General features: G+C 65.6%; 26 protein-coding genes and 2 pseudogenes. 13 read left to right on the top strand and 15 right to left on the bottom strand.

Translation table 11 applies throughout. The features are described 5' to 3' along the window. Position 1: 1 nt before the first annotated feature. From CN97_RS12895 to CN97_RS12870, 6 genes are all read left to right on the top strand, one after another. Positions 2 to 799: an ABC transporter ATP-binding protein gene (locus CN97_RS12895; protein WP_242685293.1), complete on the top strand. Its 798-nt coding sequence runs from the start codon at positions 2 to 4 to the stop codon at positions 797 to 799. Beyond that, positions 792 to 1,514: an ABC transporter ATP-binding protein gene (locus tag CN97_RS12890; RefSeq protein ID WP_035712111.1), complete on the top strand. Its 723-nt coding sequence runs from the start codon at positions 792 to 794 to the stop codon at positions 1,512 to 1,514. Before CN97_RS12895 ends, CN97_RS12890 begins: the two co-directional genes overlap by 8 nt. A 12-nt stretch (positions 1,515 to 1,526) precedes the next feature. Next, positions 1,527 to 2,555 (top strand): branched-chain amino acid ABC transporter permease, encoded by a 1,029-nt coding sequence (locus CN97_RS12885; protein WP_035712244.1) that lies wholly within the window; start codon positions 1,527 to 1,529, stop codon positions 2,553 to 2,555. Positions 2,556 to 2,566: 11 nt separating this feature from the next. After that, positions 2,567 to 3,640: a branched-chain amino acid ABC transporter permease gene (locus CN97_RS12880; RefSeq protein WP_035712109.1), complete on the top strand. Its 1,074-nt coding sequence runs from the start codon at positions 2,567 to 2,569 to the stop codon at positions 3,638 to 3,640. A 3-nt stretch (positions 3,641 to 3,643) separates the two neighbouring features. Beyond that, positions 3,644 to 4,465 (top strand): crotonase/enoyl-CoA hydratase family protein, encoded by an 822-nt coding sequence (locus tag CN97_RS12875; protein ID WP_035712108.1) that lies wholly within the window; start codon positions 3,644 to 3,646, stop codon positions 4,463 to 4,465. Positions 4,466 to 4,584: 119 nt separating this feature from the next. After that, positions 4,585 to 5,292, top strand: coding sequence for an oxidoreductase (locus CN97_RS12870; RefSeq protein WP_035712106.1), 708 nt, complete (start codon positions 4,585 to 4,587; stop codon positions 5,290 to 5,292). A 239-nt stretch (positions 5,293 to 5,531) separates the two neighbouring features. On the opposite strand, the gene CN97_RS12865 is transcribed toward CN97_RS12870, so the two are convergent. Further along, positions 5,532 to 6,803, bottom strand: a complete 1,272-nt coding sequence (locus tag CN97_RS12865) for an acyl-CoA dehydrogenase family protein (RefSeq protein ID WP_035712104.1) — start codon at positions 6,801 to 6,803, stop codon at positions 5,532 to 5,534. A 128-nt stretch (positions 6,804 to 6,931) separates the two neighbouring features. Here CN97_RS12865 and CN97_RS12860 point away from each other — a divergent pair, with 128 nt between their 5' ends. Further along, positions 6,932 to 7,969 (top strand): phosphotransferase, encoded by a 1,038-nt coding sequence (locus CN97_RS12860; protein ID WP_051911226.1) that lies wholly within the window; start codon positions 6,932 to 6,934, stop codon positions 7,967 to 7,969. 45 nt (positions 7,970 to 8,014) lie between these two features. Beyond that, positions 8,015 to 8,821: a helix-turn-helix domain-containing protein gene (locus CN97_RS12855; RefSeq protein ID WP_035712102.1), complete on the top strand. Its 807-nt coding sequence runs from the start codon at positions 8,015 to 8,017 to the stop codon at positions 8,819 to 8,821. A gap of 538 nt (positions 8,822 to 9,359) precedes the next feature. On the opposite strand, the pseudogene CN97_RS20290 reads toward CN97_RS12855, so the two are convergent. Further along, a pseudogene (locus CN97_RS20290) lies at positions 9,360 to 9,632 on the bottom strand (IS5/IS1182 family transposase); the annotation flags it as partial. A 68-nt stretch (positions 9,633 to 9,700) separates the two neighbouring features. Beyond that, positions 9,701 to 10,480, bottom strand: coding sequence for an FCD domain-containing protein (locus tag CN97_RS12850; RefSeq protein ID WP_035712100.1), 780 nt, complete (start codon positions 10,478 to 10,480; stop codon positions 9,701 to 9,703). Between the two features lie 235 nt (positions 10,481 to 10,715). Between CN97_RS12850 and CN97_RS12845 the strand changes: the two genes are divergently transcribed. The 3 genes and pseudogenes from CN97_RS12845 to CN97_RS21545 form a co-directional block, all read left to right on the top strand. Further along, positions 10,716 to 12,410: an L-lactate permease gene (locus CN97_RS12845; RefSeq protein WP_035712099.1), complete on the top strand. Its 1,695-nt coding sequence runs from the start codon at positions 10,716 to 10,718 to the stop codon at positions 12,408 to 12,410. Positions 12,411 to 12,610: 200 nt separating this feature from the next. After that, positions 12,611 to 13,036, top strand: a complete 426-nt coding sequence (locus CN97_RS12840; RefSeq protein WP_035712096.1) for a GlcG/HbpS family heme-binding protein — start codon at positions 12,611 to 12,613, stop codon at positions 13,034 to 13,036. Between the two features lie 85 nt (positions 13,037 to 13,121). Next, positions 13,122 to 13,232 (top strand): annotated as a pseudogene (locus CN97_RS21545) (helix-turn-helix domain-containing protein); the annotation flags it as partial. 67 nt (positions 13,233 to 13,299) lie between these two features. Here CN97_RS21545 and CN97_RS12835 read toward each other — a convergent pair. The 8 genes from CN97_RS12835 to CN97_RS12805 all read right to left on the bottom strand — a co-directional run bounded on the left by CN97_RS12835 (position 13,300) and on the right by CN97_RS12805 (position 19,441). After that, positions 13,300 to 14,178 carry an aminoglycoside phosphotransferase family protein gene (locus tag CN97_RS12835; RefSeq protein WP_035712093.1) on the bottom strand — a complete coding sequence of 293 codons (879 nt, stop codon included), beginning with the start codon at positions 14,176 to 14,178 and terminating at the stop codon, positions 13,300 to 13,302. Positions 14,179 to 14,357: 179 nt separating this feature from the next. Continuing rightward, positions 14,358 to 14,501 (bottom strand): hypothetical protein, encoded by a 144-nt coding sequence (locus CN97_RS20700; RefSeq protein WP_156969588.1) that lies wholly within the window; start codon positions 14,499 to 14,501, stop codon positions 14,358 to 14,360. 252 nt (positions 14,502 to 14,753) lie between these two features. Beyond that, a complete protein-coding gene (locus CN97_RS12830; RefSeq protein WP_035712090.1) occupies positions 14,754 to 15,014 on the bottom strand; it encodes a hypothetical protein in 261 nt (86 codons plus the stop codon). A 94-nt stretch (positions 15,015 to 15,108) separates the two neighbouring features. Continuing rightward, on the bottom strand, positions 15,109 to 15,483 hold the full coding sequence (locus CN97_RS12825) for a hypothetical protein (protein WP_035712088.1): 375 nt from the start codon (positions 15,481 to 15,483) through the stop codon (positions 15,109 to 15,111). A 663-nt stretch (positions 15,484 to 16,146) separates the two neighbouring features. Then, positions 16,147 to 16,506: a type II toxin-antitoxin system RelE/ParE family toxin gene (locus tag CN97_RS12820; protein ID WP_035712083.1), complete on the bottom strand. Its 360-nt coding sequence runs from the start codon at positions 16,504 to 16,506 to the stop codon at positions 16,147 to 16,149. Further along, positions 16,503 to 16,775: a ribbon-helix-helix domain-containing protein gene (locus tag CN97_RS12815; RefSeq protein ID WP_035712081.1), complete on the bottom strand. Its 273-nt coding sequence runs from the start codon at positions 16,773 to 16,775 to the stop codon at positions 16,503 to 16,505. Before CN97_RS12815 ends, CN97_RS12820 begins: the two co-directional genes overlap by 4 nt. A gap of 783 nt (positions 16,776 to 17,558) precedes the next feature. Then, the gene (locus CN97_RS12810) at positions 17,559 to 18,791 is read right to left on the bottom strand and encodes a two-component sensor histidine kinase (protein WP_035712079.1); all 1,233 of its coding nucleotides are present in this window, start codon (positions 18,789 to 18,791) and stop codon (positions 17,559 to 17,561) included. Then, positions 18,788 to 19,441, bottom strand: coding sequence for a response regulator transcription factor (locus CN97_RS12805; RefSeq protein ID WP_035712077.1), 654 nt, complete (start codon positions 19,439 to 19,441; stop codon positions 18,788 to 18,790). The genes CN97_RS12810 and CN97_RS12805 overlap by 4 nt, the downstream gene beginning before the upstream one ends. A gap of 131 nt (positions 19,442 to 19,572) precedes the next feature. Between CN97_RS12805 and CN97_RS12800 the strand changes: the two genes are divergently transcribed. After that, a complete protein-coding gene (locus CN97_RS12800; RefSeq protein ID WP_084684157.1) occupies positions 19,573 to 21,216 on the top strand; it encodes a phosphoethanolamine transferase in 1,644 nt (547 codons plus the stop codon). Further along, positions 21,213 to 21,608, top strand: coding sequence for a diacylglycerol kinase (locus CN97_RS12795; RefSeq protein ID WP_242685291.1), 396 nt, complete (start codon positions 21,213 to 21,215; stop codon positions 21,606 to 21,608). The genes CN97_RS12800 and CN97_RS12795 overlap by 4 nt, the downstream gene beginning before the upstream one ends. A gap of 900 nt (positions 21,609 to 22,508) precedes the next feature. Here CN97_RS12795 and CN97_RS12785 read toward each other — a convergent pair. The 4 genes from CN97_RS12785 to CN97_RS12770 are packed head-to-tail and all read right to left on the bottom strand — an operon-like array spanning position 22,509 to position 25,939. Beyond that, positions 22,509 to 24,281, bottom strand: a complete 1,773-nt coding sequence (locus tag CN97_RS12785) for an ABC transporter ATP-binding protein (protein WP_035712072.1) — start codon at positions 24,279 to 24,281, stop codon at positions 22,509 to 22,511. 19 nt (positions 24,282 to 24,300) lie between these two features. Further along, on the bottom strand, positions 24,301 to 24,666 hold the full coding sequence (locus tag CN97_RS12780; protein WP_035712070.1) for a Rid family hydrolase: 366 nt from the start codon (positions 24,664 to 24,666) through the stop codon (positions 24,301 to 24,303). Beyond that, positions 24,663 to 25,034 (bottom strand): Rid family hydrolase, encoded by a 372-nt coding sequence (locus CN97_RS12775; protein WP_242685290.1) that lies wholly within the window; start codon positions 25,032 to 25,034, stop codon positions 24,663 to 24,665. Before CN97_RS12775 ends, CN97_RS12780 begins: the two co-directional genes overlap by 4 nt. Before the next feature lie 14 nt (positions 25,035 to 25,048). Next, positions 25,049 to 25,939, bottom strand: coding sequence for an ABC transporter permease (locus CN97_RS12770; protein WP_248700094.1), 891 nt, complete (start codon positions 25,937 to 25,939; stop codon positions 25,049 to 25,051). Position 25,940 lies beyond the last annotated feature (1 nt).

The following is a 25,940-nucleotide window of genomic DNA, read 5'->3' as shown; positions in this document are numbered from 1 at the left end:
CGTGCCAGCGTCCCTGCCGGGCCCCGGCCCGACATCCGCGCCGATCCTCGAAAGCCGCGACCTGACCATCCGTTTCGGCGGCCATGTCGCGGTCAACGCGGTCTCCGCCGGGTTTCACGCGGGCACGCTCACCGCGATCGTGGGGCCGAACGGGGCGGGCAAGACCACCTATTTCAACCTCCTCTCCGGCCAGTTGCGGCCGAGCGGCGGCGAGGTGATCTTCGAGGGCCGGCCCGTCACCCGGGTGGGACCGGCGGAGCGGGCGCGGCGGGGCATCGGGCGGGCCTTTCAGCTCACCAACATCTTCCCCGACTGCACGGTGATGGAAAACGTCCGCCTCGCCGTGCAGGCGCGGGAAGGGGCGGGCCTCAACATGGTGCAGATCTGGAACCGCCGCCGCGACCTCATCGACGCGGCGGAACACTGCCTCTCCCGCACCGGGCTCATGGCGCGGCGCGGCGATGCGGCGAAGACGCTGAACCACGGCGACAAGCGCAAGCTGGAGATCGCGATGCTCACTGCGCTGGACCCCCGGGTGCTGATGTTCGACGAGCCGACCGCGGGCATGGGCATGGCCGATGTGCCCGCCATCCTCGACATCATCCGCGGGCTGAAGGCGGAAGGGAACCGCACCATCCTGCTGGTGGAGCACAAGATCGACGTGATCCGCCAGCTCGCCGACCGGATCATCGTGCTGCACCACGGCACCCGGATCGAGGACGGCCCGCCCGAACGGGTCATGGCCTCCGACATCGTGCGGGAGGCCTATCTTGGCCGCAAGGGGGCCTCCCATGGCTGAACCGCTGCTGTCGCTTTCCGGCGTGCACACGCATATCCAGCAATACCACATCCTCCAGGGCGTCGACCTGGCCGTCCCGCGCGGGGGGATCACCGCGCTTCTGGGCCGCAACGGGGCGGGAAAGACCACCACCCTGCGCACGATCATGGGCCTCTGGCGCGCGTCTTCGGGCAGCATCCGCTTCGCCGGGCAGGAGATCGGGGGCGCGAAGACGCCGCGCATCGCCCGCCTCGGCATCGCCTATGTGCCGGAGGGCATGGGCATCTTCGGCGGGCTGACGGTGCAGGAGAACCTGCGCCTGGCCGCCATCGCCGGGCGTTTCGACGAGGCGCGGCTGGAGCGGATCTTCGAGGTGTTCCCGGCGCTGAAACACTTCTGGCAGCGGCCCGCGGGGCTGCTCTCCGGCGGGCAGAAGCAGATGGCGGCCATCGCGCGCGCCATCATCGAACCGCGGGACCTGCTGCTGGTGGATGAGCCGACCAAGGGCCTCGCCCCCGCCATCGTCGAGGCGATGGGCGAGGCCCTGGCCCGGCTGTCGCACCAGACCACCATCCTGCTGGTGGAACAGAACTTCGACTTCGTGACCGGGATCGCCGAGCATTGCGCGGTGATCGACGACGGGCGGATCGTGCACGCGGGCGCCATGGCGGCGCTCGCCTCCGACAGCGGGCTTCAGGGCCGGTTGCTGGGCATGTCCGGCATTCATGCGATCTGAGAGGGGGAGATGATGACAGAAACGACCCTGGCCTCCATCACGCCGCCGATGGAGGAGCCGCTTCCCGGCCGCCCGCGGGATTTCGTGCCGCTGCTCGTCATCCTCGCGCTCATGGCGCTGACCTTTCCGCTGGTCGGCGACCTGCCGAGCTGGGGCACGCTGACCGTCGCCGCGCTGGCCATGGGGATGATGCTCTTCCTGATGGCCAGCGGCCTCACGTTGGTCTTCGGGCTGATGGATGTGATGAACCTCGGCCATGCCGCCTTCGTGGCGTTCGGCGCCTATGTCGCGACGAGCCTCACCCTGCCGGTGGAGCCGCTGCTCCTCTCCCCCTCGCCCTGGGCCAATGCGGCAGGGCTGGCGATCATCGCGCTCGCCGCGATGGCGGCGACGGCGCTGATGGGGCTGGTGTTCGAGCGGCTCTTCATCCGTCCCGCCGGCGGCAACCACCTGAAGGAGATCCTCGTCACCATCGGCGCGATGATCATCATCGAACAGCTTCTGGTGGTGTTCTGGGGGCCGAACCAGATGTGGTTGCAGCTTCCCTTCTCCCTCCAGGGCTCCGTGATCCTCGGCGACATGTTCATCGAGAAATACCGCATCGCCGCCTGCCTTCTAGGGCTCGTTGTCTTCGCGGGGCTGATGCTGCTTCTCTCCCGCACCCGGCTCGGCCTGCTGATCCGCGCGGGGGTGGAGGACCGGGAGATGGTGGAGGCGCTCGGCTACCGGATCAACACGCTCTTCGTGCTGGTCTTTGCGGGGGGCGCGGCGCTGGCGGGGCTGGGCGGCGCGATGTGGGGCTTCTACCGGGAGATCTTCACCCTGACCATCGGGGCGGAGGTGCTGGTGCAGCTTCTCATCATCGTCATCATGGGCGGGCTCGGCTCTCTGCCGGGGTGCTTTGCGGCCTCCATCCTGGTGGCGCTTTCCACCAATTACGTGGGCTATCTCGCGCCCGATTTCGCCATGGTCGCCAATGTGGCGATGATGCTTGCCGTGCTGCTATGGCGGCCGCGCGGGCTCTATCCTCTGAACGGCTGAGGGGCAAACAGATGCTGAAGGCGATCCTTTCCGACGACCTGCCGCGCAGCCGCGCGCTGGCGCTGCTCCTCTGCGCAGTGGTGGGGTTCCTGCTGCTGGCGCCCGTGTTCTTCGGCGGCGCGCGGGTGCTGAACACCGCGATGACGATCGCGATCTTCACCGTGCTCGTCGCTTCCTACGACCTGCTGATCGGCTATTGCGGCATCGTCTCCTTCGCCCACGCAATGTACTACGGCATTGGCGCCTATGCGGTCGCCATCGCGATGGTGCGGCTGGGGCCGGGGTGGGGGCCGCTTCTGGTGGGCGCGGGCGCGGGTATCCTGCTGGCTGGGATCGCCGCGGCGCTGATCGCGCTGGTCGCGCTGCGGGTAAAGGCCATCTTCTACACCATGGCCACGATGGCCGTTGCCTCCGCCTTCGGCGCGTTGGTGCTAAGGCGCACGGATCTGACCGGCGGGGACGACGGGCTGACCTTTCGCATGCCGGAGGTGCTCTCGCCCGGGCGCGTGGTCTTCGGCCATGTCACCGGGCAGCACCTCACCTATTACCTCGTCCTCGCCTGCGCGGCGGTGCTGTTCCTGCTGATGCTGCGGCTGGTCAATTCGCGCTTCGGTCGGGTGCTGGAGGCGATCCGGGAGAATGAGTTCCGCGCCGAGGCGCTCGGCTATCCCACGCTGCGCTACCGGCTCATCGCCAATGTCATCGCGGCGATGAACGCAGCGGCGGCGGGGGTTCTGATGGCGATCTGGCTGCGCTATGTCGGGCCGCAGACGACCATCGGCTTCAACGTCATGCTGAACGTGCTGCTGATGTGCGTCATCGGCGGGCTGGGCACGCTTTATGGCGCGGTGATCGGCGTCACGATCTTCGTTCTGGGGGAGAACTATATCCAGCTTCTGCTGGGCAGGCTGCACGGGCTGGTGGAGGACGTACCGGTGGTGGAGGCGGTGCTGAACCCCGAACGCTGGCTGCTCTTCTTTGGGCTGATCTTCGTGCTGGCGGTGTATTTCTTGCCGACCGGCATGGTGGGCCGGCTGCGCGATCGCGCGGCGGGGCGAAACCGCGCCGCCGCCGTGGTGACCTGAGCCATGGAGGAAGCCCCCGCTCTCCGCCGACTCAGCCTGCGGCTGGAGGGGAGTGTCGCACATCTGGTCCTCTCCCGCCCGGAGAAGGCCAATGCGCTGGACGCCCCCTTCTGGCAGGATCTGCACGCGGCCTTCCGCTGGCTGGACGAAGCCGCCCCCGTGCGGGTCGTGGTGCTCTCCGGCGCGGGGCGGCATTTCTGCGCAGGGCTCGACCATTCGATGCTCTCCGCGCTGCGCCCCGATCCCGGCGCCTGCCCCGCGCGGGAGAGCGAGCGTCTGCGCCGCGCGATCCTTGCGATACAGGAAAGCGTCACCGCCATCGAACGCTGCCGCAAGCCGGTGATCGCCGCGATCCATGGCGCCTGCATCGGTGGCGGGCTGGACATCGTAGCGGCCTGCGACATCCGGCTCGCCACCCATGACGCGCGGTTCTCGGTGAAGGAGGTCGACCTCGCCATCGTCGCCGATGTGGGTGTGCTGCAACGCCTGCCCGCCCTGGTGGGCGAGGGCCGCGCACGGGAGATGGCCTTCACAGCGCGGGAGGTGGGCGGGCGCGAGGCGCTCTCCATCGGCCTTGTCCAGCAGGTGCATGGGGAGGCCGGGGCGCTGATGGCCGCGGCGGAGGCGCTTGCGCGACACTTGGCGGCGAAATCGCCGCTGGCGCTGCGCGGCACCAAGGAGGTGATGGTCCGCCGCGAGGCCGACCGCATTGCCGAAGGGCTGGAGCATGTCGCGACGCTGAACGCGGGGATCCTCTTTTCCCGCGACATGGAAGAGGCGCTGGCCGCCCTTGCCGCCCGCCGGCCGCCCGCCTTTCCCGACTGAACCCACCTTTCCCGCCTGAACCTGCCTTGCCCGCCTGATCCCCCCTGCGAGATGACCAGATCGCACAAGCGCCGCGCGCCCCGTCCATGCTGCCCTTACCCGCAGCAAAGGAGAGACTCATGACCCCGTTCCGGCATCTCGCCAGCGCGGTGACCGTCGGCCCCCGTTACCCGGCGCAACCGGGTCATCATGGGGTCCATGCACACCGGGCTGGAGGAAGCCGGGGACCGGCCGCGCATCGCCGCCTTCTACGCCGTGCGGGCGCGGGGCAGGGTCGCGCTCATCTTCACCGGCGCATCGCGCCGAATGCGGAGGGCGCGGCGCTGATACCGCCGAAGCGGCTCCTGCACCCGCAAGACATCGCCGAGGACCGCCGCCGCTTCACTATGGAGACGGTGCGCAGGATCCGCGCCACGGTGGGGCCGGATTTCCTGCTCATCCTGCGCATGTCAATGATGGACCTTGCGCCGGGCGGCATGACCCAGGCGGAGGTGGTGGAACTCGCCCAGGCGCTGGAGGGCGCGGGGGCGGACATGCTCACCACCGCGATCGGCCGGCATGAGGCGCGGGGGCCGACCATCGCCACCTCCGCGCCCCGCGCGGCCTTCGTCGGCTGCACGGAGAGGGTGCGGCGCGTGGTGGGTATCCCGGTTGCGGCCTCCAACCGGATCAATACGCCGGAGGTGGCGGAGGCGATCCTGGCGCACGGGCAAGGGGGTCCGACCGCCATGGCGCGGAGCCGGGCAAGACCACGGGCTGGACCCATCGCGCAACGCTCGCCCCCGGCGGCGGGGCGGGGCGGGGCGGGGCCGAGTATATCGATATGACGCCGCAGGGCCAGCGCCTGCCAGCGCCATACGGATCGGTGAAGAAGGTACCCACCGGTACGGTGGTTATCTGCGCCGGGCAGGCTTCCGACCTCGCCCCCGGCGGCGGAGCTTCCGGCGGCGGGGCGGACCGGGCATTTGGTGGGCGGCGCGCTGCTGGCGGCGGAACTGGACGTCACGGCGGCGATCGACACGGCAGTGCGTCTGGCGGCCTCCCTTTGAGGCCGCCGTGCGGGATGTCAGACCAGGCCCAGGGCGCGGTCGGAGACCGCGGGCACCCATCCGTCCACGCCCCCCGCACCGTTGGTGCCCATCTGGCGGCGGAACTCCATGCGGGCGAGCTGGTCGCGGTGCACCTCGTCCGGCCCGTCCGCCAGCCGCAGCAGCCGCGCGGTGGCATAGGCGGAGGCGAGGCCGAAATCGTTGGAGGTGCCGCCGCCGCCGAAGGCCTGGATCGCCCAGTCCACGACCTTGCAGAGCATGTTCGGCACCGCGATCTTGATCATCGCGATCTCCGCCTTCGCCTCCTTGTTGCCGATGGTGTCCATCAGATGCGCGGCGCGCAGGGTCAGCAGGCGGGACTGTTCGATCATGATCCGCGCCTCCGCCACCCTCTCGCGCCAGACGGATTGTTCCGCGACCTTCCTGCCGAAGGCCACGCGCCGTTCCATCCGCAGGCACATCTTGGAGAGCGTCCGCTCCGCCAGCCCGATGGACCTCATGCAATGGTGGATCCGCCCCGGCCCGAGCCGCCCCTGCGCAATCTCGAAGCCGCGTCCCTCCCCCAGCAGGATGTTGGAGACGGGCACCCGCACGTCCTCGAACGTCACCTCCGACGCCCGGTCCGGCACGCCGTAGAAGCCGAAGACCGGCAGCGACCGGCGCACCGTCACCCCGGGCGTGTCCTTCGGCACGAGGATCATGGACTGCTGGCGGTAGGTCTCCGCCTCCGGGTCGGTCTTGCCCATGAAGATCATGATCTTGCAGCGCGGATCGGTGGCGCCGGTCGTATACCATTTGCGCCCGTTGATGACGTAATGGTCGCCGTCGCGGCGGATCGCGCTTTCGATGTTGCGCGCGTCGGAGGAGGCGACATCCGGCTCCGTCATCGCGAAGGCGGAGCGGATGTCCCCGGCCAGCAACGGCGTCAGCCAGCGGTCCTGCTGTTCGGGCGTGCCGTAGCGGGCCAGCACCTCCATGTTGCCCGTATCGGGCGCGGAGCAGTTGAACACCTCCGGCGCGAGGTGGGACCGCCCCATGATCTCGCAGAGCGGCGCATATTCGACATTCGACAGGCCCGGGCCGAATTCGTGGTCCGGCAGGAAGAGGTTCCAGAGGCCCGCCGCCTTCGCCTTCGCCTTCAGCTCCTCCACCACCGGCTGCACCTTCCAGGGGCCGAGGTCCTCGCTCTCCCGGTAGAACCGTTCCTCGCTGGGGTAGATATGGTCCTCCATGAAGGCGCTGACCCGCGCCTCAAACTCCTGCGCGCGGGCCGACTTTTCCGGGATCATGGATTGAACCTCCTCCTGATGGTTGGCGGCAGATTAGGTCGGAACATTCTTTCAGGCAATAGTGTCCGACGATTTCGATTGACGATGACAGGAAACTGCGGAATCTTTCAGGGCGAGGGAGGAAGACGATGACCGATACCGCGATAGCCGACCCGCTGGACGCCCCGACCTGCCCGCCCGCGCTGGAGCGCTGGCTCGCCGCGCATGTCGAGGGCTATCGCGGGCCCGCGCGGCTCAGCCGCTTCACGGGCGGGCAGTCGAACCCGACCTTCCGCCTCTCCGCCGCCTCGGGGGACTATGTGCTGCGGCGCAAGCCGCTGGGGCATCTGCTGCCCTCCGCCCATGCCGTCGACCGGGAGTTCCGGGTGCTGGCGGCGGTGGGCCGCGCGGGGATTCCGGTGCCGCGCGTCCATGCGCTTTGCCGCGACGACGGCGTGGCGGGCAGCATGTTCTACGTCATGGATCTGGTGCCGGGGCGCATCTTCTGGGATCCGCGCCTGCCCGAACTCACGAGGCCGGAACGGGCGGCGGTCTTCGAGGACATGGGCCGGGTGATCGCGGCGATCCACGCGCTGGACCCGCTGGTCCTCGGACTGGGCGATTTCGGCCGCCATGGCGACTATCTCTCCCGCCAGATCACCCGCTGGACCAGGCAGTATCGCGCCAGTGAGACGGTGCCGATCCCGGCGATGGACCGGCTCATCGACTGGCTGCCCGCCAACCTGCCGCCGGAGGGGGAGGTGCGGCTCGTCCATGGCGATTACCGGCTGGACAATGTGATGATCCACCCGACCGAGCCGCGCATCGTCGCGGTGCTGGACTGGGAGCTGTCGACGCTCGGCGATCCGCGGGCGGATTTCGCCTATCACTGCCTCAGCTGGCGCTTTCCGCCGGAGCTCTTCCGCGGGCTGGCGGGGGTGGATTTCGCGGCGCTCGGCATCCCGGACGAGGCCGCCTACCTCGCCGCCTATTCCGCGCGGACGGGGCAGCGGCCCGGTGAGCACTGGACCTTCTTCCTCGCACTCAGCATGTTCAGGATCGCGGCGATCCTTCAGGGAATCGCGCAGCGCGCGATCCACGGGTCGGCCGCGAACGCGGATGCGAGGGAAGTGGGGGCAAAGGCGGCGCCGATTGCGGATCTCGCATGGAGGATGGTGCGCGGCTGATCGCGCGCCGTGGAGGAAACAGGTTCAGATCTCGGGGAGGGGAAAATGAGCCATTACGACGCAATTCGTCAGAACTGCATGATGATCGGCCGCGACCGCATCTATTACTGCGGGCTGGTCGGCAATTCGATGCACAGGCGCGAACTGGGGGCGGTGGCGGTCTATGTCGCGCCAAACCGGGATCTGGAGATCGCGCAGGGCGCGGGGCCGGCGCGGCGGGTGGATGTGGCGGTGGTGACGCCCTACACCCCGCATCGCCTGCGCACCGCCAGCGGCAGCATCGCCTGCCTGCTGATCGAGCCTGAAAGCATCACCCAGCAGGAAATCGGCGCGCTGACCGCGACCCCGCCGGGGCCGGACATCGCGGACCGCATCCGCCGCGCGGCGGGGTCGGTCGCCGCGATGGAGGATGCGGGCGGCTTTTCCACCTCCGAATTCGACCGCCTCTTCTTCGGGCGCGCCTTCGGGCGCAGGGAGCTGGAGCCCCGCATCGCGCGGGCGCTGGACCTTCTGCATGACGACCCGGAGGAAGCCGTCTCCGCCGAGGCCTGCGCAGCGGCGGTGGATCTCTCCACCTCCCGCTTCCTGCATCTCTTCAAGGAGACGACGCAGACCTCCTTCCGCTCGCACCGGATGTGGCGGCGAGCGCGACGCTTCATGGATCATGCAAACCGCGAAACCAGCCTGACCGATGTGGCGCTGGACCTCGGCTATCCCGACAGCAGCCATTTCAGCCATTCGATCCGCCGCGTCTTCGGCTTGCAGCCGCGCTTCATCCGCATGGGGTCGCGACGCCTGCGAGTGTTTGCGGGCAGCGACTATCGCTTGCAGCCCGCGATGGCGCTGAACTGACTCTTCCACCACGCCGGCGAAGAACCGCCCCGTCACCCGCAGAGGAGGCGGGGCGCATTCGTTACGGGCCGCCGTCTCCTCCACCTCGCCGACGATCAGCGCGTTGGCGCTCCCGCCACCGCCGCCGCCTAGCTTGCGCCAATAGCCGTAGCCAATCCCCTGCCAATGCCGGAACTGAGCCGAAAGATGGTGCCGCATGGGCTGGCCGGTGCGCTGGTCACGGACCCGGACAAGCCGACGGTATAGCGCGCCCGGTCTCGCCCGGAGGGCTACATGCAGCACAAGGCCGCGCTGTATGGCCGCTGGATCGGCGGCATGGCGAAGCTGCAAAAGTGGCGCGGGTGATCCTGCGCCTGGGGACGAACGGCCCTTGGGCGCGGGCAGAGCGTGTCGATATAGGCGCGGCACGGGCGCGCGGGGGTTGAGGTTTGCGAAGCTGTCCATCGTCAGGATCAGGAACCTGGGCGTCTCCGCAGGGTCGATCACCTCGCCATAGAGGAACCGCACCGCCGTCTCGCCCGTCTCCCCCGCATGGTTCCAGCGCGTCCGGGATGTCCTCCGATAGCCCCGCGAGCGTCCAGCGGCGGAACTGGCGGTAGACCGACGACCACTTGCCGAACACTTCGGGCAGGCCACGCCCGCTTCGTGTTACGCATGGCCTTGAACCGGTGGCAGCTCACGCCTCACTCCGGGAAATCCCATCCGGAACAAGAGGGTAGTCCGAAGGCCCGTTCGGATGCCGGACTGCACCGATAAAGCTTGCGAAGAATGCCCACTCATCATCGGATATCAGGTTGCGCGGCGAGCAGATGTCCCACCTAAAGGCACGCTGCAAATCACAGTTCCCACCCTAGTGGAGGCCGTTTTTGTCAACGTGACCTAACCCTTGAGCGCGCTAAGCCCCCCGCTGTCGCGCCGCCGCAGGGAAAGTTCGAGCTTTACCTGTGTTTCATGGACCTCCCGGATCGCGCGGCGAAGATAATCCAAGTGCTCATGTGCTGCGGATCGCGCCGCGTCCGGCTGTCGTTCGATAATCGCGCGGGCGATCGCAAGGTGCTGATCGCGCAGTACGTCGCGGACATCTGGAACGGTGAACAAGCGCTGCCTATTGTAGAGAATGTCCGTCCTCAGATTTTCCGCGAGAGCGCGCATGATCTGGAGCAACACCAGATTATGGCTCGCCTCATAAATCGCGATATGAAGCTCTGCGTCGGCATCGACTTCGTCCGCCGGGCTCCCGGTATCATGCGCGGCCTCGATACGCGCGACGCAATCCTCGATGCGCTTGATCTCGGGTGCGTTGGCACGCTCTGCCGCCATTGCCGCAGCGGAACTTTCCACGACATCGCGGAACTCCAGATAGTCGTCGGCCACCTCGCGGTGATCGGACAGCATCTTGAGCAGGGGATCGGTGATGCTCTTCGTGCCGAGCCGAGCGACCTTGACCGTTCGCCCCTCCTTGATGAGCAGACCAGCCGCCTCAAGCGCCCTGAGGGCATCCCGAAGTGTGGGCCGCGATGTGTTGAGCCTGGCGGCCATCTCCCGCTCGGGCAGAAGCTGTTCGCCCGGCCTCAGGGAACCTTCCAAGATCAGGTCTTCGATATGCTTGCGTATGCAGTCGGATGCCCGCTCCGGCCCGATAGACTTGATCTCGCTCATCAACGCGACCTCCGTTGATAATCATGCACACCAATATCTTTACGCCTGTGGCGCAGGCAATCGGTTTCCGGAAGGGGAGCGCCCGGCATAACGTTTGACTCGTTTGGTAAAAATATTTTACCAAAAAGTATCATCGGTCTGGGAGGGGCGATGAGACACAACGAAAAATTTGCCGCAGCCAGCACGCCCAGCGAGCAGTGCCCATCCATGCGGCATTCAGGGGGGGAGTTGCAGGATGAGTTCTGGTTTCTTGGCGCTATTGGCGTTCTTGCCAATTCTTACGGCAGGGGTCCTGCTGGTGGGCTTTCGAGCGCCCGCGAAATACGTCATGCCGCTGACCTATGTCATCGCGGTCGTAGTCGCTCTCACCGCATGGGGGGTCAGCCCAAGTCGCGTGATCTCCTCGACGATTCAGGGCCTTCTGCAGAGCGCGGGCCTGCTGTGGATCATCTTCGGTGCCCTGCTCCTCCTCAACACGCTTAAACACTCGGGCGCGGTTTCGACAATCCGGTCGGGTTTCACTGCCATAAGTCCCGACAGGAGGATCCAGGTCATCCTCATCGCATGGCTCTTCGGGTCCTTCATTGAGGGGGCATCCGGTTTCGGAACACCGGCTGCCGTGGCGGCACCGCTCATGGTCGCTGTCGGATTTCCGGCAATGGCGGCGGTCGTCTTTGGCCTCATCATCCAGTCCACACCCGTTTCTTTCGGGGCGGTGGGAACACCGCTCATCGTTGGTGTGCAGAGCGGGCTGGACCAGACCGCTATCACCGGCGAACTCGTTGCGAACGGATCGAACTGGCAGCACTTCTTTCACCTCATCACCTCTGAAGTGGCGATCCTCCATGCCATTTGCGGCACGTTCATGCCGCTGTTTCTCGTCGTCATCATGACGCGGTTCTTCGGCAAGAACAAATCCTGGACGGAGGGGCTCTCCATCGCGCCGTTCGCCATCATGGCGGCGTGCGCGATGACGGTTCCCTATGTGCTGGCGGCCGTGTTTCTGGGGGCAGAGTTCCCTTCGATCCTCGGGGGCCTCGTGGGGCTTGCACTCATGACCTTGGCGGCGAAGCAGCGCATCCTCGTACCCCGCGACACGTGGGATTTCCCGGAGAAGTCAGCCTGGGCGAAGGAATGGTTTGGCAAGGTCGACATCAAGCTCGAGAACCTTTCCCGGCAAAAGATTTCTCTGGCGCTGGCCTGGACCCCCTATGTGATCCTCGCGCTGGTGCTTGTCCTGAGCCGGACATTCGTCCCGTTCGGTGATCTGCTGAAATCCGCCAATGTCATGTTCAACGGCATCATGGGTGAAGAGGGTATCAACGGAGATTTCTCGCTGCTCTTCTCCCCCGGCGGCATTCTCGTCATGATCTGTATGATGACGGTCTTCCTGCACCGCATGTCCCTTTCGGACTTCGCCGCGGCAATACGGGAGAGCACCACCACGATCGCCGGGGCGGGCTTCGTGCTCATCTTTACCGTTCCGATGGTGCGGGTCATGATCAACTCCGGCGTCAATGCCAACGATCTGCAAAGCATGCCGATCCTTGTCGCCGATTGGGTTGCGATGCAGGTCGGCGCCGTCTATCCGTTCTTTGCCCCCGCCGTCGGCGCGCTTGGGGCCTTCCTCGCAGGATCGAACACCGTCAGCAATCTGATGCTGAGCCAGTTCCAGTTCTCGGTTGCGGAAGGACTCGGGCTTTCATCGGCCCTGATGGTGGCGGGCCAGTCCGTGGGCGCGGCCGCCGGCAATATGATCGCGATCCACAATGTGGTGGCGGCCTCGGCGACGGTGGGCTTGCTCGGGCGGGAAGGCGCGACGCTCAGGATCACAATTCTGCCGACGATCTATTACCTTTGCTTCTCAGGGATCCTTCTCTGCGTCGGGTTCTACGTTCTGGGAATCAACGATCCCTTGCTCCTGAACTGAGGTGCGGGACAGCGCGTGGCGATCAGCGGCCTGAGGACCGCCACGCGGATTGCGGTGGAGCAGAGGATCGTTGCGCGGAGGATGCGATGGCTTGCCGCGCGCCTCGGCAATGCGGTGAGCAAGCTGGCCACGACAGCGGCAGTCAGCAGCCCTTCAAATCCAATGTGCGAATATCGACCAAAGAGGCCCGAGGAAGATCAATGAAGACACTCACGAGACTGGACATCGAAGACGCGCGTGAATTGATCTCGGGCGCCGCCGCACACGCAAGGGAAATCGGCGTCCCGATGTGCATCGCCGTGACGGATGAAAGCGGACAGCTCATCGCTTTCGAGCGCATGGAAGGCGGGAAGGTCACCTCGACAACCATTGCGATTGACAAGGCGTTCACAGCTTCCGCGGCAAAGAAAGCGACCCATGACTATGGGAGCGCAAGCCAGCCCGGATCAGCCGCCTACGGTATCAACTCCGCCATCGGAGGCCGGCTGATAGTCGTCGGGGGCGGCTTGCCTGTGGTGTGGAACGGGGATGTTGTCGGTGGGATCGGCATATCCTCCGGCTCACCCGCGCAGGACCAGGCCGTAGCACAGGCCGGTATCGACGCCTGGCTTGCAGCGCGCGGCTGACCGGCAGGCGGACCACCCGCATGGGATGGAAGTTGTTGACCTCAATAGTGAGGCAGCGCAGTTGTCACTTGATGAACGCCGGCTTATGGCTGGACTGCTGCATCGCAGGGTCAGCGTGGCGCAGATCGCGATTCAGCTCGGCCGACACCGCTCCACCATCCATCGCGAGATCCGGCGCAATTTCTGGCATGATCCCGAAGTGCAAGGATAGGGTCTGCTTTGCGGGACGAAGCTGCCGGTGAACTCACCTTGAGCCGATCAAGCTAACGCAGAAGAGTCAGACGCGAGAGCGTCTGCCGCGACTGCGAGGTTAGGGCCTCGTTTTTGCCGCCGCGATAATAACTCAGGGCAATCACCGCGCCGTAAAGCGCCCATCCTTGAGCTCGGAGCCAGTCGGCCTCTGACAAATTAAGGCTATCGCGAAAGACGTTGCGCGCGCGAGGATCGACCCATGACCAAGCGCTCGCATAATCGGCTGCTGGGTCTCCGACGGCTGCCAGCCCCCAATCTATGACCCCTCGCAGGACGCCGCCCCTCGCAATCAGATTGTCGGCCTTGAGATCGCCGTGCAGCCAGACAGCAGGCCCCTCGAAGCGGTGCGCACAGGCGTCGTTCCAAAGCGCAAGGGCGCGAGGAGAATCCACCTCATCGCGGAGGATGTCGATGGCGCGAATGGTCAGGGGCGTCAGGTTGTCCAGCATCGCGCCACGGCGGTGGTTTTCGGCTCCAGCCACAGGCGCGCCCGTCGTGTCGTTCAGATGAAGCGCGTGCAGAAAATCTGCGAGACGGCGGGCAGATTCCCCTGGATCGGCCAATCGCTCAGCGGAGGCAATTTCTCCAGCCATCCAATCGAAGATGCCGAAGTCCAAGCCGCCGTCGGTTTTCCCCCGAAAGCGCAGAGCGGGGATGTCCAACGGCAAGCCCCTCAGGTGCGGCAGCCAGTCAAGCTCCTTCTTCAGCAATGCAACGGCACTTTGTTGTCGCGGCAATCGGACGAGAAGATCCTCTCCCAGACGGAAGATGGCATTATCCGTCCCAGTGGAGGCTAGGCGAACCACGGGCCGATCAGCCCATTCAGGCGCCTGCGCTTGGAGCAGGCGGGCAACGGATCGGGCATCAACCGGAAGCTCGTCGGTGGCCATTCCTGCTCACGCCTACATGCATGCCGTTTTGTGGGCTTTTAGAAAGGCAGGGTCAACGGCAGGTATGGCTCTGAACGTCGACTACCCCAACCTGACCGCATGATCCGGTCCGGCTGCGATGCCGAGCTCTCCGCCCGCCCGGATCATGCTATGCTGACAGGACTTATCGCATTTCAACTCTAACTGGCCAAACCTGCTTCGGGGCTTCCGGGGGAGGCGAGAAAAGCGACGACTGCGGCGATCTCCTCCGGGCAGTCGATCCACTTCAGCGCTTTGTCGGCCTCCCCTGCCTGCTCCCCGGGGGTCAGCCCGTCGAATGCCATGAGGGGGTATCAGCCGGCCCGGGTGCGACGGCATTGACCAAGATGCGCGGTGTCAGCGCCTCCGCCCAGGATCGGGTCATCGCCAGCATCCCGCCTTCGCCGCCGCATAGGCCGAGGCGTTCGCGCGGCCCGAGCTCTGAGGCGATGTCGATGATGCGGGGCACGCATTACCCATAGAGCACCGCCAGAAAAGGCTGGAACATGGCGCAAAATATGGAACGGAGCCGGTCAGCAGCCCGGGCACCGGACCGATCAGCGCAGAAACGCCAATCCCCGCGGCAAGCCGGGCAAGGCTGGCCGCCGTATCGGCCCGGATCCGGGGTCGTAGCCGGGGTCGTCCTCCGCGCCGGCCAAACCGAAATCGGTGGAAAGATCGCCCTCCGGCTCAAGCGCGTGGCGGATCCCGTCACGCTGGCGAAGAGGGTTTCGCCAAGATCGGAACTCCCGACCTCGCCACATGTAGAGATAGGTGGGGGAGGCGGTATCGGGCCGCGCCTTCACGTCTGCCGCCATCGCCGAATGTCAGGTGGCAGTCATGGAGCTGGGTCTCCGAACGGATCAAAGCGCGCGAAATTGCTGTTCACGAGTCCGGTGGAAGTGGCGCCGTTCAGCACGACGAAGGCCGGGTCCCCTTGGCTACCCGCGTGAAATCAAGGCGCGCGTTGGAGAAATCGAAGACGTCAAGCCACGCGAGCACCTTCAGATCTGCCGCCCCGGACACGCTGTCGAAACGGGTGTGCCTTATCGTCAACGCGTCGATGTTGAAGCTGCTGGCATAGCTGGTCTTACCGCCGACACGGGAGTTGCTGTCGGTTGGGGTGAGCGAACGGATATCGAGCCGGTGATGTCGGCGGTAGACAGCGTTGCCGCTGCCGGAGTTCATCTTCTCGGAGCCGAGGGTAACCGGGATCGGCGTCGTCTCGCCACGGTCCCGGGTGTTGGCGCGGGGGAGGTCGATGACCTCCCCTGTCGACAGGATCACACCGCCGCCGAGGCCGAACCAAAGGCGCCATCATTGCCAGGGTTTCCGCACCGCGCCATTGATTAGGCTTGCCAGCAGGAGGGCCGCATCGGAGGTCTGCGTGGCGGCCTCGGTCAACAGTGCCGTGCTGGCCCTTGCAGCGAATGGCCGCCGGAGGCTTCCATGGCATCGCCCTGCGGGAGGCCGTTTGTCTGCATGTCGAACGACGGGGACGCTGGGGGAGTGCGTCGGCGGCCCGGACCAGCGTTTCCACTGCGGCGTCGTTGAAAACCGGGGAGGGAAACTCTCCGTCAGATATTGGACGTAAGGCGTGTTCAGGTCGAAATCCGTCGCGACGTTCAGCACCACGATCACATCGCTGTGGAACAGCGTCGATACGCACTCTCCTCGCAGGTCGGAAAGGATAAGGTCATGACAAACCTCCTGGTGAAAACCGCAGGAAGAACGGCACAAACAACGCCGATTATGACGCAGCCTTCATGGGTACCTTGATTGGTGAGGGTCAGGGGTCAGTGCATCCGTGGCTTCACCAGTTGCTGAAATGCTCCCAGTCGAAGACAGGATGGGGTGATGGCAGCTCTGGCCGCCTCGGAATTGCCCCCGCGTAGAGCAAGGTCGTTGGTGCTCCGGCGAGGCAAAGAGGGAGCCGCGCCTTCGCGGAAATCAGTTGTCATGGCGCCGCTCCAACAGGCGGATCAGAATCCGGCGCTGTTGATCCTGGCCACCAAAGAAAACCGAGAGAATCTGAATTACCCCTTCATCATCGTCGACGGTGAACCAGAAGGTTGCTTTGCCAAGGGCAAGGTGCCTCAATCCCGGCAGAAGATCATCATGGCTTTGTCCGCGAAAAGGGGCCGTCGCGATCCGGTGCGAGTCTTCGAGGATCTCCGACAGGCGTTGTGCTGCCCGCTCTGACGCCTCGACCGGGCTTTCACCGAAAGAGATATAGCTGTCGATCAGATGATCGAGGATCAGGGCAAAGTCGCGCTCGGCATCTTCGGCGAACTCAATTCGCCAGATCATTTCGGCCCGGTATCGGCCTGCCGCAGCGCGACAAGGGCTGTGACGCGCCGCCGCATCTCATCGGCAGAGACGAAGATGCCTTGCTGCCGCTCTTCAAGGAGAGCGCGAAGAGCCGCACGTTCCAGCCGCTCATCCTCTGCCTTCTGGCGCAGCAGATCCAATCCATGTTGTACCACCGCACTCACCGATGCGAAGCGGCCGTGTTGAACCTGCGCGCGGGCGAAGGCGTGATGCTCATCACTGAGCGAGATCGAGGATTTGACGGTCATCGGAATGCTCCTTGTCTTCCAGAAGGTATGACTGGGTGGTATGATCGTCAAGCCGATCACCCAAAAACCTCATGCAGCAGCGGGATCGCTGAGGTTTCGGGCCTTGGCCGAGATTCTACAACCCGAGGTGCAAGCATACAATGAACCGGATGCTGCACGCCCACCGAGATCGAGCAACGGCAAGCTATAAGGCGCCCGGAGCTGTTCAAGCGGCGAGGCGGAGGACAGGTGCCTGACGGTAAAAACCACGTTTCAAAGACAGCACCCAGATCATCGGGCACCTGAACCTCGGCGGCGTGCAGGCGCTGACGATGACGGGTTGCACCTCACTGACGGAAGAGGTGTGGTGTGCGGCTGTCGAAGTAACAAGCATGCGGCGCTTCTCGCTCAGAGTCATCTCTATCCGGCCCGGGTGACGCGGTCCTCCTCGCCCTCGCGCTGATATGACTTGGCCAGTGTCGGCGCCGATCCTTAGCGCGCTCGAACGGGCGGGGTCCGACGCGGCGCAGCGACGGCTTGTCCTTCTCAGTTTGGTAGTTCCGCGGTGGTAAAAAGATCGTCTGCGCAGGGTTCTCCTGAAAGCGAAGAATTTCGACGGCTTGATGGGGAGTGCGCCTACCGAGGGGTTACGTCTTGTCTGCCTCGACGTGAGAGAGCGTCGCGTCGTGACCTGGTCAGGGGCGCTGGGAAAGTCCGGCCCGCTCGCGACGAATTCGCATGCAGATGCCCAAGCCGGGTTTGCTGTTGCCGATGCTCACGACATCGAACGATATACCCCCGGCGTCAGCCCGCCGGAAAGCGCAGGATGACCAGTGCGGCCCCGTTTGAATACCGCTTTTCCACGGTGATCCCCATCGCCGTGCAGAGCTGGTCGATGATGGCGAGGCCGAGGCCCAGCCCGGGGGAGCCGGGGCGCTTGTCAAACGGCTGGTCGTGGAAGTCGCCGCCCTCGACCGGATTGCCGATCGAAAGTTGTCCCGCCGACAACCGCAACAGCACCGGGCCGGTGCCATGTTCCACCGCGTTTTCTAGCAGGTTGCGGATCACGATGGCCAGCGCATCCGCATCCGCCGGCACCATCATCCGCTCATGATCCCCGTCGTCGAAGCGGATAGGCTGTTGCGCGCCCTGGCCCACCTCCCGCACCAGCAGCCGGGCGATCCGCACCAGATCGGACGGGCCGCGCCCCAGGCCCAGCCCCGCCTCCGAGCGGGAGAGTTGCAAGAGGCGGTCCACCCGCCGGGTCAGGCTGTCGAGAAGCGGCAGCGCCGCGCGAGCGCCCGGATCCTCCGACAGGTCGAGCCGCGCCCGGATCGCCGCCACCGGCGTGCGCAGCTCATGCGAGGCATTTGCGACGAACTGCCGCTCCGCCTGCCGCACATCGTCGATCCGGGCGACATACTGGTTCAGCCCCGCCGCCAGCGGGGTCAGCTCACGCGGCAGGCCCGCATCGGCCAGCGGCGTCAGATCCCCCGGACCGCGCGCGGCGATCTCCCCCGCCAGCCGTTCCAAGGGCGCGAACCCCTGCCGCAGGATGCGGCCCAGCCCCCAGAGGAGGACCGCGATCATCGGCAGGATGAGGATGAGGAAGGCCGAGGCCGCCTCAAACATCTCCTCCCGCCGCCAGGCCTCGCTATGGGCGACCTCCACCACCGCATTTTCCGCGCTCTCGCGCAGCACGCGCCAGCCCTCCACGCGATGGAACCCGTCGGCGGCAAGCGCGGGCCAGGGCGTGTCGGGCACCGGATCGCCCTGCCGCAGGATGCGCAGCACGCGTTCCCCGTCGCCCGGATCCACGCCGATGCTGCGCGGGATCGCCTCCCCCGGCGTGGCGTCGAGGTACAGTAGCGTGGTCTGCGCCACCGACTGCATCTCCTCGTCCAGCATCTCGTTGATCTCGTGGTTGAGGAACAGCGTCGCCAGCACGATGGTGACGATCCAGGCCAGCGTGACCAGCGCCAGCACCCGGCGGGACAGCTGGCGGCGGATCGACCAGGGTTTGCGCGCCCCGGTCATGGCAGCACATAGCCCAGGCCGCGCCGCGTCTGGATCAGGCCCGGCCCGATCTTCTGGCGGAGGCGGGAGATATAGACCTCCACCGCATTGCCCTCGATCTGCGCGTCGAAGGCGTAGAGCGCATCCTCCAGCGTGGTCTTGGTCAGCACCCTGCCGCGGGCGCCGAGAAACGCGTCGAACATCGCCCATTCGCGGGAGGTGAGGCGGATCTCCTCCCCCTCCCGCCAGACACGGGCGGCGGCGCGGTCCACCTCCAGATCGGCGAGGCGCATCCGCGTCTCCGGCAGGCCCTGCCCGCGGCGGGCATGGGCGCGGATGCGCGCCGCAAGCTCCCGGAGGTCGAAGGGTTTGACCACATAGTCGTCCGCCCCCGCGTCCAGCCCGGCGATCCGGTCGCTGATCTGGTTGAGCGCGGTGGCGATGATGACGGGCGTCCGGTCCCCCCGCGCCCGCGCATGGCGCAGGACCGCCAGCCCCGACCCGTCCGGCAGGCCGAGGTCGAGGATCACGCAGGCATAGTCGCCCACGGCCAGCGCGGCCTCCGCCCCGGCGGCATCGGCGGCATGATCCACCGCATGGCCTTCGCCGCGCAGGAAACGCAGGACGGAGCCCGCAAGGTCAGTGGCATCTTCGACAAGCAACAGGCGCATGGCGGTGTTCGGCCCTCCGCTTTCCGCCCGCAGAGAAATGCGCGCGAGGCGCCGGATTGCAAGCCTGGCGCAAGGTTGGCCGTGCAAAAGGCCCGCTACCGGCGATCGGCCGGGCGCAGAATGACAGGCAGATGAGACAGATCCTCCCCCGTACAGGGCTTCCCCGCCCCGAAATCACCCATGGCATGTTGAACCTGATCGTGGCGGGCTATGTCCTGCTCGCCCTCAACCACGGCTTCTGGAGCCGGCTTCTGGCGCAATTGCCGGGGGGTGACAGCCGGTCGCTGATCTTCGGGCTCGGCGTCTTCGCCCTCACCATGCTGCTCCTGGAACTGCTGGGACCGGGCCGCCTGCAAAAGCCGGTGGCGGCGGCGCTGATCCTGATCGCGGCCGGGGCGGGCTATTACGAGCGGACCTTCGGCGTGCTGATCGACCGGGAGATGATGCGCAACATCTTCGAGACCAACTTCGCCGAATCCAGTCAGCTGGTGACGCCGCGGATGGTCGTCACGCTGCTCCTGACCGGGGTCTTGCCCGCGGCGCTGGTCTTCTGGCCGCGGGTGCGGCGGGTAGGGGCGCTCCATCAGCTCTGGCGCTGGCCGCTGGGTGTCGCGCTCTGCTTCGCAGTGATGGCCGGGGCGATGTTCAGCCATTACAAGGATTATGCCGCCATGCTGCGCGAAAAGCATGAGGTGATGGGCGCGTATCAGCCCGGCGCCACGCTGGTCGCGGGTGTGCGCTACGCCAAGGAGCAATGGAAGACCGCCGATCCCGTCGCCGCGCCCTATGGCCGGGATGCGGTGGCGGGGCCGCGTCTGGCGCGAGCAGAAAAGCCGGTCCTGCTGGTGCTTTTCGTCGGGGAAACCGCCCGCGCGCAGAACTTCGGCCTGAACGGATCCGCCCGTGACACCACGCCGGACCTCGCCAAACGCGGTGTGATCGCGTTTACCGAAACCACCTCCTGCGGCACGTCGACTGCGGTGTCGGTGCCCTGCATGTTCTCCGGCCTCGGCAAGGCCGCCTATTCGCGCGAGGCGGCCCTGGGACGGGAAAACCTGGTGGACGTGCTGACCCATGCCGGGGTGCAGGTGGAATGGTGGGACAACAACGCGGGCGATCAGAATGTCGCCAAAAGCATCGGCTGGGACCGCGTCGACCGGGCCATCGCGCCGGACGCCTGTGCCCGCGAATGTACCGATGAGGCGTTGCTGCCGGTCATCGAAAAGGCCGCGGCCGGGATCGAGCGGAATACCGTTCTGGTGCTGCACATGATCGGCAGCCATGGCCCCGCCTACTATCTGCGCTACCCCGAATCGCGCGCGGCCTTCACCCCCGATTGCCGCAGCACGCAATTCTCCGATTGCAGCGCGCAGGAGATCGTGAACGCCTATGACAATTCCATCCGGGAGACGGACTTCGTGCTCTCCCGCGCCATCGACATCCTGTCCGGCAGCGATCGGGTGATCCCGGCGATGCTCTATCTCTCCGACCATGGGGAGTCGCTCGGGGAAAACGGCCTCTATCTGCATGCCGCGCCGGCCTTCATGGCGCCACAGGAGCAGACGCGGGTGCCCTTCGTGCTCTGGCTGGACCAACGGTTCACCGCGGCGATGGGCATCGCCACGGATTGCCTGCGTGCGAAGACCGGGGAAAAGACCAGCCACGACAATCTCTTTTCCACCGTGCTCGGCCTGATGGACATCCGCACCGGCGTCCGTGACCCGGCGCTCGACCTGACCGGCGACTGCCATGCCAATGAAAGGGAAACGATGTGAAAGCCGCCGATTTTTCTGTGAACCGCGAAATCCCCGTCCCGCGCCGCGGGGTGATGCATGCAGTCTCCGCCGCGGGCTATTCGCTGGCCGGGCTACGGCGGCTGATGCAGGAAACCGCGGCGCGGCTGGAGCTTGCGGGGACGGCGGGGGGCGGGCTCCTGCTGCTGGCGCGGGGCGCGAGCGCCGGCCAATGCCTGATCTTCGCCGCGCTCTGCTGCGCCGTTCTGGCGGTCGAGGCGCTGAATACCGCGCTGGAGGTGCTGACCGACCGCATCTCCCCTGAATGGTCGGTGGAGGCGAAGCACGCCAAGGATCTGGGTTCCCTCGCCGTCGCCCTGACGCTCTGCGTGGCGGGCGGATATCTGGCCGCTGTTATGGTTGGCGGTGTGTGAGAGCCGCGGTTTCCCTCCGGGAAGGTCTCGACCGTGGTGCCCTGTTGGGAAGATCGGGGCGGCCCTCAATCTCCGAGATCTGATCTATGGAGCTGGCTTTCCGAAGCGCGGCTGGTCCGTCTTTGGGGCGTTCTTTCACAAGCGCGGTGGTTGTTCGCGTGTCGATGATCCCCTTTGTCGGGAGTGGAGAACCTTCGTAAATCGCACCGGGTGCTGCCGGGGCGTTGCGCCGAGGGAATGCGGCCCGGCGCGCGGCCTTTACAACCGCTGGACGCGGGCCGGCGGCTGGGAGTCTTTGCCCGGATGAGGGAAGGTCTGGCTCTCCGACGCTCCGGGACAGGCGCTAATCGTGATGAATGCGACCCCTCTGCACGCGCATCGCACGTCATCCAGCCGGCCGGTTGAGAAGGGGGCGCGATCGGCCGGAGGAAGGCGAAGTAGCCACCGATCAGCATGCCGTGGACGAAGGCACAGGCCAGGCCGATCCCGTGTCTTCATGACCGCCGGACAGGTCGAGACCCAGGTCAGCAACGACACCGGCGCTCTGGCCTTGCCCGGCGGCTGGCTCCCGGCTATGACGCGCCGCCCGGTTCGGGGAAACCTTGAAAGACAGGGCGACAAGGCCCGCTCAGGGCTGACTTGATCTCCCCTCGGTCAAATCAGATCGCTCTTCGCTCTTCGCTCTTCGCTCTTGGCCGCAAGACGCTCATCAGGCATGACCAGCGCCGCGCCAGGGAGATCATGTCGGAGAGGCGGAAGGACTGGCCCATCGTCCGGAAAACAGTTCTCCCGACTGTTTCCTCACCCTCCTTCTCCGGCGCGACAACGCTCCGGCAGAGGCCCGATCGCCTCCTGCCAGCCATGGCTCCGCCGCAGCCGGCCTCGCCGGGCTTTGCATATTTAGTGCAACGGGAGGTCAGGGTCTTCCACGCGCAACATGTGGTTTGGCCCGACAGTTTGCCAGCGGATCGGCTCGATCGTCGTGCCGAGCGGGTAGACGGGCGCGGCGGTGGCCATCGGGCTCGCGGCGCGCGTAAACCGTTCGGCGGGGTGAGAGACCGGAACGGCTTCCAGTAGCCGGCGGGTATAGGGGTGGGCCGGGCGCGACAGCACCGCCTGTGCCGGGCCCTGCTCGACGATCATGCCACGATACATGACGAGGATGCGGTCTGCCACGCGTTCGACCACCGCCATGTCATGCGAGATGAACAACAGGGCCAAATCTTCGGTACGCTTCAGATCCTCAAGAAGGCTCAGGATCTGGGCCTGAATCGCCACGTCCAGCGCCGATACCGGCTCATCCGCGATCAGCACCTTGGGCCGCAGGATCAGCGCACGCGCAATGCAGATGCGTTGACGCTGCCCGCCCGAGAATTGATGCGGATATCGGTCGAGGCTGTCTTGGGGCAGGTCGACACGGTCGACCAATGCCTGGAGGGTTTCTTCCTCGACCGCAAGGCCGCTGATCCGCAGCGGCTCGGACAGGATTTGGCGCACCGACATGCGCGGATCGAGCGCGGCATAGGGATCCTGAAAGATCATCTGGATATCCTTGCGCGCTGCCCTCAGCGCTTGGCTACCAAGAGAAAGCAGGTCGCGGCCAGCCAGCAGTGCCCGACCCTCCTGTGTCGGGATCAGGCGCAGCAGCGACTTGGCGAGAGATGACTTGCCGCATCCGCTCTCGCCGATGATGGCCACGGTCTCGTGCGGGTAAAGGTCGAAGCTCACGTCCTCCACGGCGTGAAGGTTGGCAATATGGCGACGCAGGATGCGCGAGCGAACGGGAAAGCGCGCGCTGAGATGGCTGACAGACAACACCGGCGGCACATGAGCGGATGCGGTCGGGCGGGCGGTGGTCGTCGCCTGACGGAACTTCGGTGCCGCGTCGAGCAGCTTGCGGGTATATTCATGCGCCGGGGCGTCGAAGACCTGTCTCACCGAACCTTCCTCGACGATCCGGCCATGGCGCATGACGGCGACGCGATCCGCTATCTCCGCCACCACGCCCATGTCATGCGTGATGAACAACACGCCCATGTCGGTCTCTTGCTGCAGGCTGCGGATCAGCGCGAGGATCTCGGCCTGTACCGTCACGTCAAGCGCAGTGGTCGGCTCATCCGCGATCAGGATATTGGGCTCGCATATCAGCGCCATGGCGATCATTACCCGCTGCCGCATGCCGCCTGAAAGTTCGTGCGGGAATTGATCGAAACGGCGCAGCGGATCGGTTATCCGGACCTTTTCCAGCATGGTGATTGCCTTCGACTTGGCCGAGGCATCGTCAGAGAGCTGGTGCTGGCGAACGGCTTCGACCAACTGCGCACCGACTGTCAGAACCGGGTTCAGCGAGGTCATCGGGTCCTGAAAAATCATCGCGATTCTTGCCCCCCGAATTCGCCGCATATGGCGTTCGTCCAGCGTGGCCAGATCGACTGGCTCCTGCCGCGCGCTGGCAAGGAGGATGCGTCCGCCGGTGACATAACCCCCTTGCTGGTCGATCAGCCGCATGACTGACCTTACCGCCACAGACTTGCCCGAACCGGATTCACCGACAAGGGCCATGATCTCGCCCCGGTCGAGCCGCAACGAAAGATCGTGGATGACAGGTGTCCGCTCCGGCCCGAAAGCAATTTCGAGATTCTGGATCGACAGCAGAGGCTCATACATGGTCATGCCCGCGCGCTCCTCCGGGTCAGGTGCAGGGCCGTTCGGCCCAGACGCGAATTTCCAGAAGCGAGTCGCGGCGCGATGCCGCCATCTGGACCACAGAGAGGCCGGGGGGCGTCCCTTCGCCAATCCATTCGTTCCAGACCGGAATGAATTCTGGCCATTGCGCCATATCCGCGATCCAGAGCTGCGCGTGGATCAAGCCGTCGCGACCGCTTCCCATCTCCGACAGCAGATCATCGATCACGCCGAGAATCGCGCGGGTCTGGCCTTTGAAGGGCAGCGACTTGTCTGGCGCGGTCAGGCAGACCGAGGCGATGTCGCCTGCCGCCGAACCCAGAAATATCTTGGGTCCCCAGCTGTCGATGCGCCCAGTTTTCTGGATGGTCATGCTGCGGCTTCCTCGCGATAGGCGACGGCGACGATTTCGAGGAGCAAGTCGGGCCGGTAAAGCTCACCCGAGACACAGGTGCGAGCGGGTGGGTTTGCCGCATCGACCCAACCGTTCCAGACCGAGTTCAGCGCCGCGAAATAGCGCATGTCCTTGAGCCAGATGGTAACGGTAAAAAGGTCGGATTGCGTGATGCAGGCCTCTTCCATCAACTCGCCCAGACGGGCGATCACGTCACTCGCCTGCTCCTTGATGTCGCCGTCCAGATTGCGCGGCTGCAGCCCGATGAAATGGGTCCAGTTCCCTGTCTTGCAGACAAGCGAGCGGCGTGCGCCATCCATGGTTTCGGTGTGGGTACGGGTGGTCAATGTCGTGCTCCTTGTCAGTGAGATCTAAGCTTGGGGTCGAACTGGTTGCGCAGCGCGTCGCCCAACAGGTTCAGGCCCAGGACGGTCAGAAAGATGGCGAGGCCGGGAAACAGCGCCATCCACCACGCGCTGGAGATGTAGGCGCGGGAATCGGACAGCATGCCCCCCCAGGTCGGGATCGACGACGGCACTCCGAGCCCGAGGAAGCTGAGCGAGGACTCCGCGATGATCGCGTTTGCCATGGCAAAGCTTGTCATCACGATGATGGATAGAATCACGTTTGGCAGGATGTGATGACGGATGATGAAGCCGTCCGACGCGCCAAGCGTTCGGGCGGCCATGATGAACTCACGTCCGCGCAGTGCCATGGCTTCAGCTCGGGTGACACGGCAGTAGGGGATCCAGCGCTGCGCGGTCAGCGCAATGATGACGATCGCAAGGCCCTGGCCGACGAACGCAACGATCGCGATGGCCAGCATCAAGGGCGGGAAGGACCAGAAGATCTCCACGACCTTCTGGATCGCCGCATCGACGCGGCCGCCGAAATAGCCGGCAACAACACCAAGCGTAACGCCAACGACGCCGGCGAAAAGAGCGACCGAAAGTGCGATGATCAGCGAAACACGCGAGCCGTAGATTATGCGGCTGAGGATGTCGCGACCGACATGATCCGTTCCGAGAACATGAGGGCCCGTCCAGTCCGGCGGCATCATCGCGACCATCAGATCCTGCTCGTTCGGCGGATGCGGGGCAAGCCAGGGACTGAACAGCCCCATGACCAGCAGGGCCGCGACCGTGGCAAGACCGAAGCCCGCCTTGAAGCCCATGATGTGGCGACAGCTGCGGCGGAAGCGCCGCCACCGGCCTGACCCTGCGGGAATGGAGTTACCTGTGGTGATCATCATC

The organism is Haematobacter massiliensis, assembly GCF_000740795.1.
Classification (GTDB): Bacteria; Pseudomonadota; Alphaproteobacteria; order Rhodobacterales; family Rhodobacteraceae; genus Haematobacter; species Haematobacter massiliensis.
Note: the sequence above shows the minus strand (reverse complement) of the source record. Positions and strands in the feature narration are given on the sequence as shown.

Excerpts from the sequence above, each read along its gene's own strand:
- CN97_RS12865 (WP_035712104.1), bottom strand. The coding sequence starts at position 6,803 with ATGATCCCGGAAAAGTCGGCCCGCGCGCAGGAGTTTGAGGCGCGGGTC.
- CN97_RS20700 (WP_156969588.1), bottom strand. The coding sequence starts at position 14,501 with ATGGCATTCGACGGGCTGACCCCCGGGGAGCAGGCAGGGGAGGCCGAC.
- CN97_RS12805 (WP_035712077.1), bottom strand. The coding sequence starts at position 19,441 with ATGCGCCTGTTGCTTGTCGAAGATGCCACTGACCTTGCGGGCTCCGTC.
- CN97_RS12855 (WP_035712102.1), top strand. The coding sequence starts at position 8,015 with ATGAGCCATTACGACGCAATTCGTCAGAACTGCATGATGATCGGCCGC.
- CN97_RS12875 (WP_035712108.1), top strand. The coding sequence starts at position 3,644 with ATGGAGGAAGCCCCCGCTCTCCGCCGACTCAGCCTGCGGCTGGAGGGG.
- CN97_RS12835 (WP_035712093.1), bottom strand. The coding sequence starts at position 14,178 with ATGGCCACCGACGAGCTTCCGGTTGATGCCCGATCCGTTGCCCGCCTG.
- CN97_RS12785 (WP_035712072.1), bottom strand. The coding sequence starts at position 24,281 with ATGACCATGTATGAGCCTCTGCTGTCGATCCAGAATCTCGAAATTGCT.
- CN97_RS12820 (WP_035712083.1), bottom strand. The coding sequence starts at position 16,506 with ATGATCTGGCGAATTGAGTTCGCCGAAGATGCCGAGCGCGACTTTGCC.
- CN97_RS12860 (WP_051911226.1), top strand. The coding sequence starts at position 6,932 with ATGACCGATACCGCGATAGCCGACCCGCTGGACGCCCCGACCTGCCCG.
- CN97_RS12830 (WP_035712090.1), bottom strand. The coding sequence starts at position 15,014 with ATGGCGGCAGACGTGAAGGCGCGGCCCGATACCGCCTCCCCCACCTAT.
- CN97_RS12800 (WP_084684157.1), top strand. The coding sequence starts at position 19,573 with ATGAGACAGATCCTCCCCCGTACAGGGCTTCCCCGCCCCGAAATCACC.
- CN97_RS12880 (WP_035712109.1), top strand. The coding sequence starts at position 2,567 with ATGCTGAAGGCGATCCTTTCCGACGACCTGCCGCGCAGCCGCGCGCTG.
- CN97_RS12845 (WP_035712099.1), top strand. The coding sequence starts at position 10,716 with ATGAGTTCTGGTTTCTTGGCGCTATTGGCGTTCTTGCCAATTCTTACG.
- CN97_RS12810 (WP_035712079.1), bottom strand. The coding sequence starts at position 18,791 with ATGACCGGGGCGCGCAAACCCTGGTCGATCCGCCGCCAGCTGTCCCGC.
- CN97_RS12850 (WP_035712100.1), bottom strand. The coding sequence starts at position 10,480 with ATGAGCGAGATCAAGTCTATCGGGCCGGAGCGGGCATCCGACTGCATA.
- CN97_RS12780 (WP_035712070.1), bottom strand. The coding sequence starts at position 24,666 with ATGACCATCCAGAAAACTGGGCGCATCGACAGCTGGGGACCCAAGATA.
- CN97_RS12890 (WP_035712111.1), top strand. The coding sequence starts at position 792 with ATGGCTGAACCGCTGCTGTCGCTTTCCGGCGTGCACACGCATATCCAG.
- CN97_RS12815 (WP_035712081.1), bottom strand. The coding sequence starts at position 16,775 with ATGACCGTCAAATCCTCGATCTCGCTCAGTGATGAGCATCACGCCTTC.
- CN97_RS12840 (WP_035712096.1), top strand. The coding sequence starts at position 12,611 with ATGAAGACACTCACGAGACTGGACATCGAAGACGCGCGTGAATTGATC.
- CN97_RS12870 (WP_035712106.1), top strand. The coding sequence starts at position 4,585 with ATGACCCCGTTCCGGCATCTCGCCAGCGCGGTGACCGTCGGCCCCCGT.
- CN97_RS12770 (WP_248700094.1), bottom strand. The coding sequence starts at position 25,939 with ATGATGATCACCACAGGTAACTCCATTCCCGCAGGGTCAGGCCGGTGG.
- CN97_RS12885 (WP_035712244.1), top strand. The coding sequence starts at position 1,527 with ATGACAGAAACGACCCTGGCCTCCATCACGCCGCCGATGGAGGAGCCG.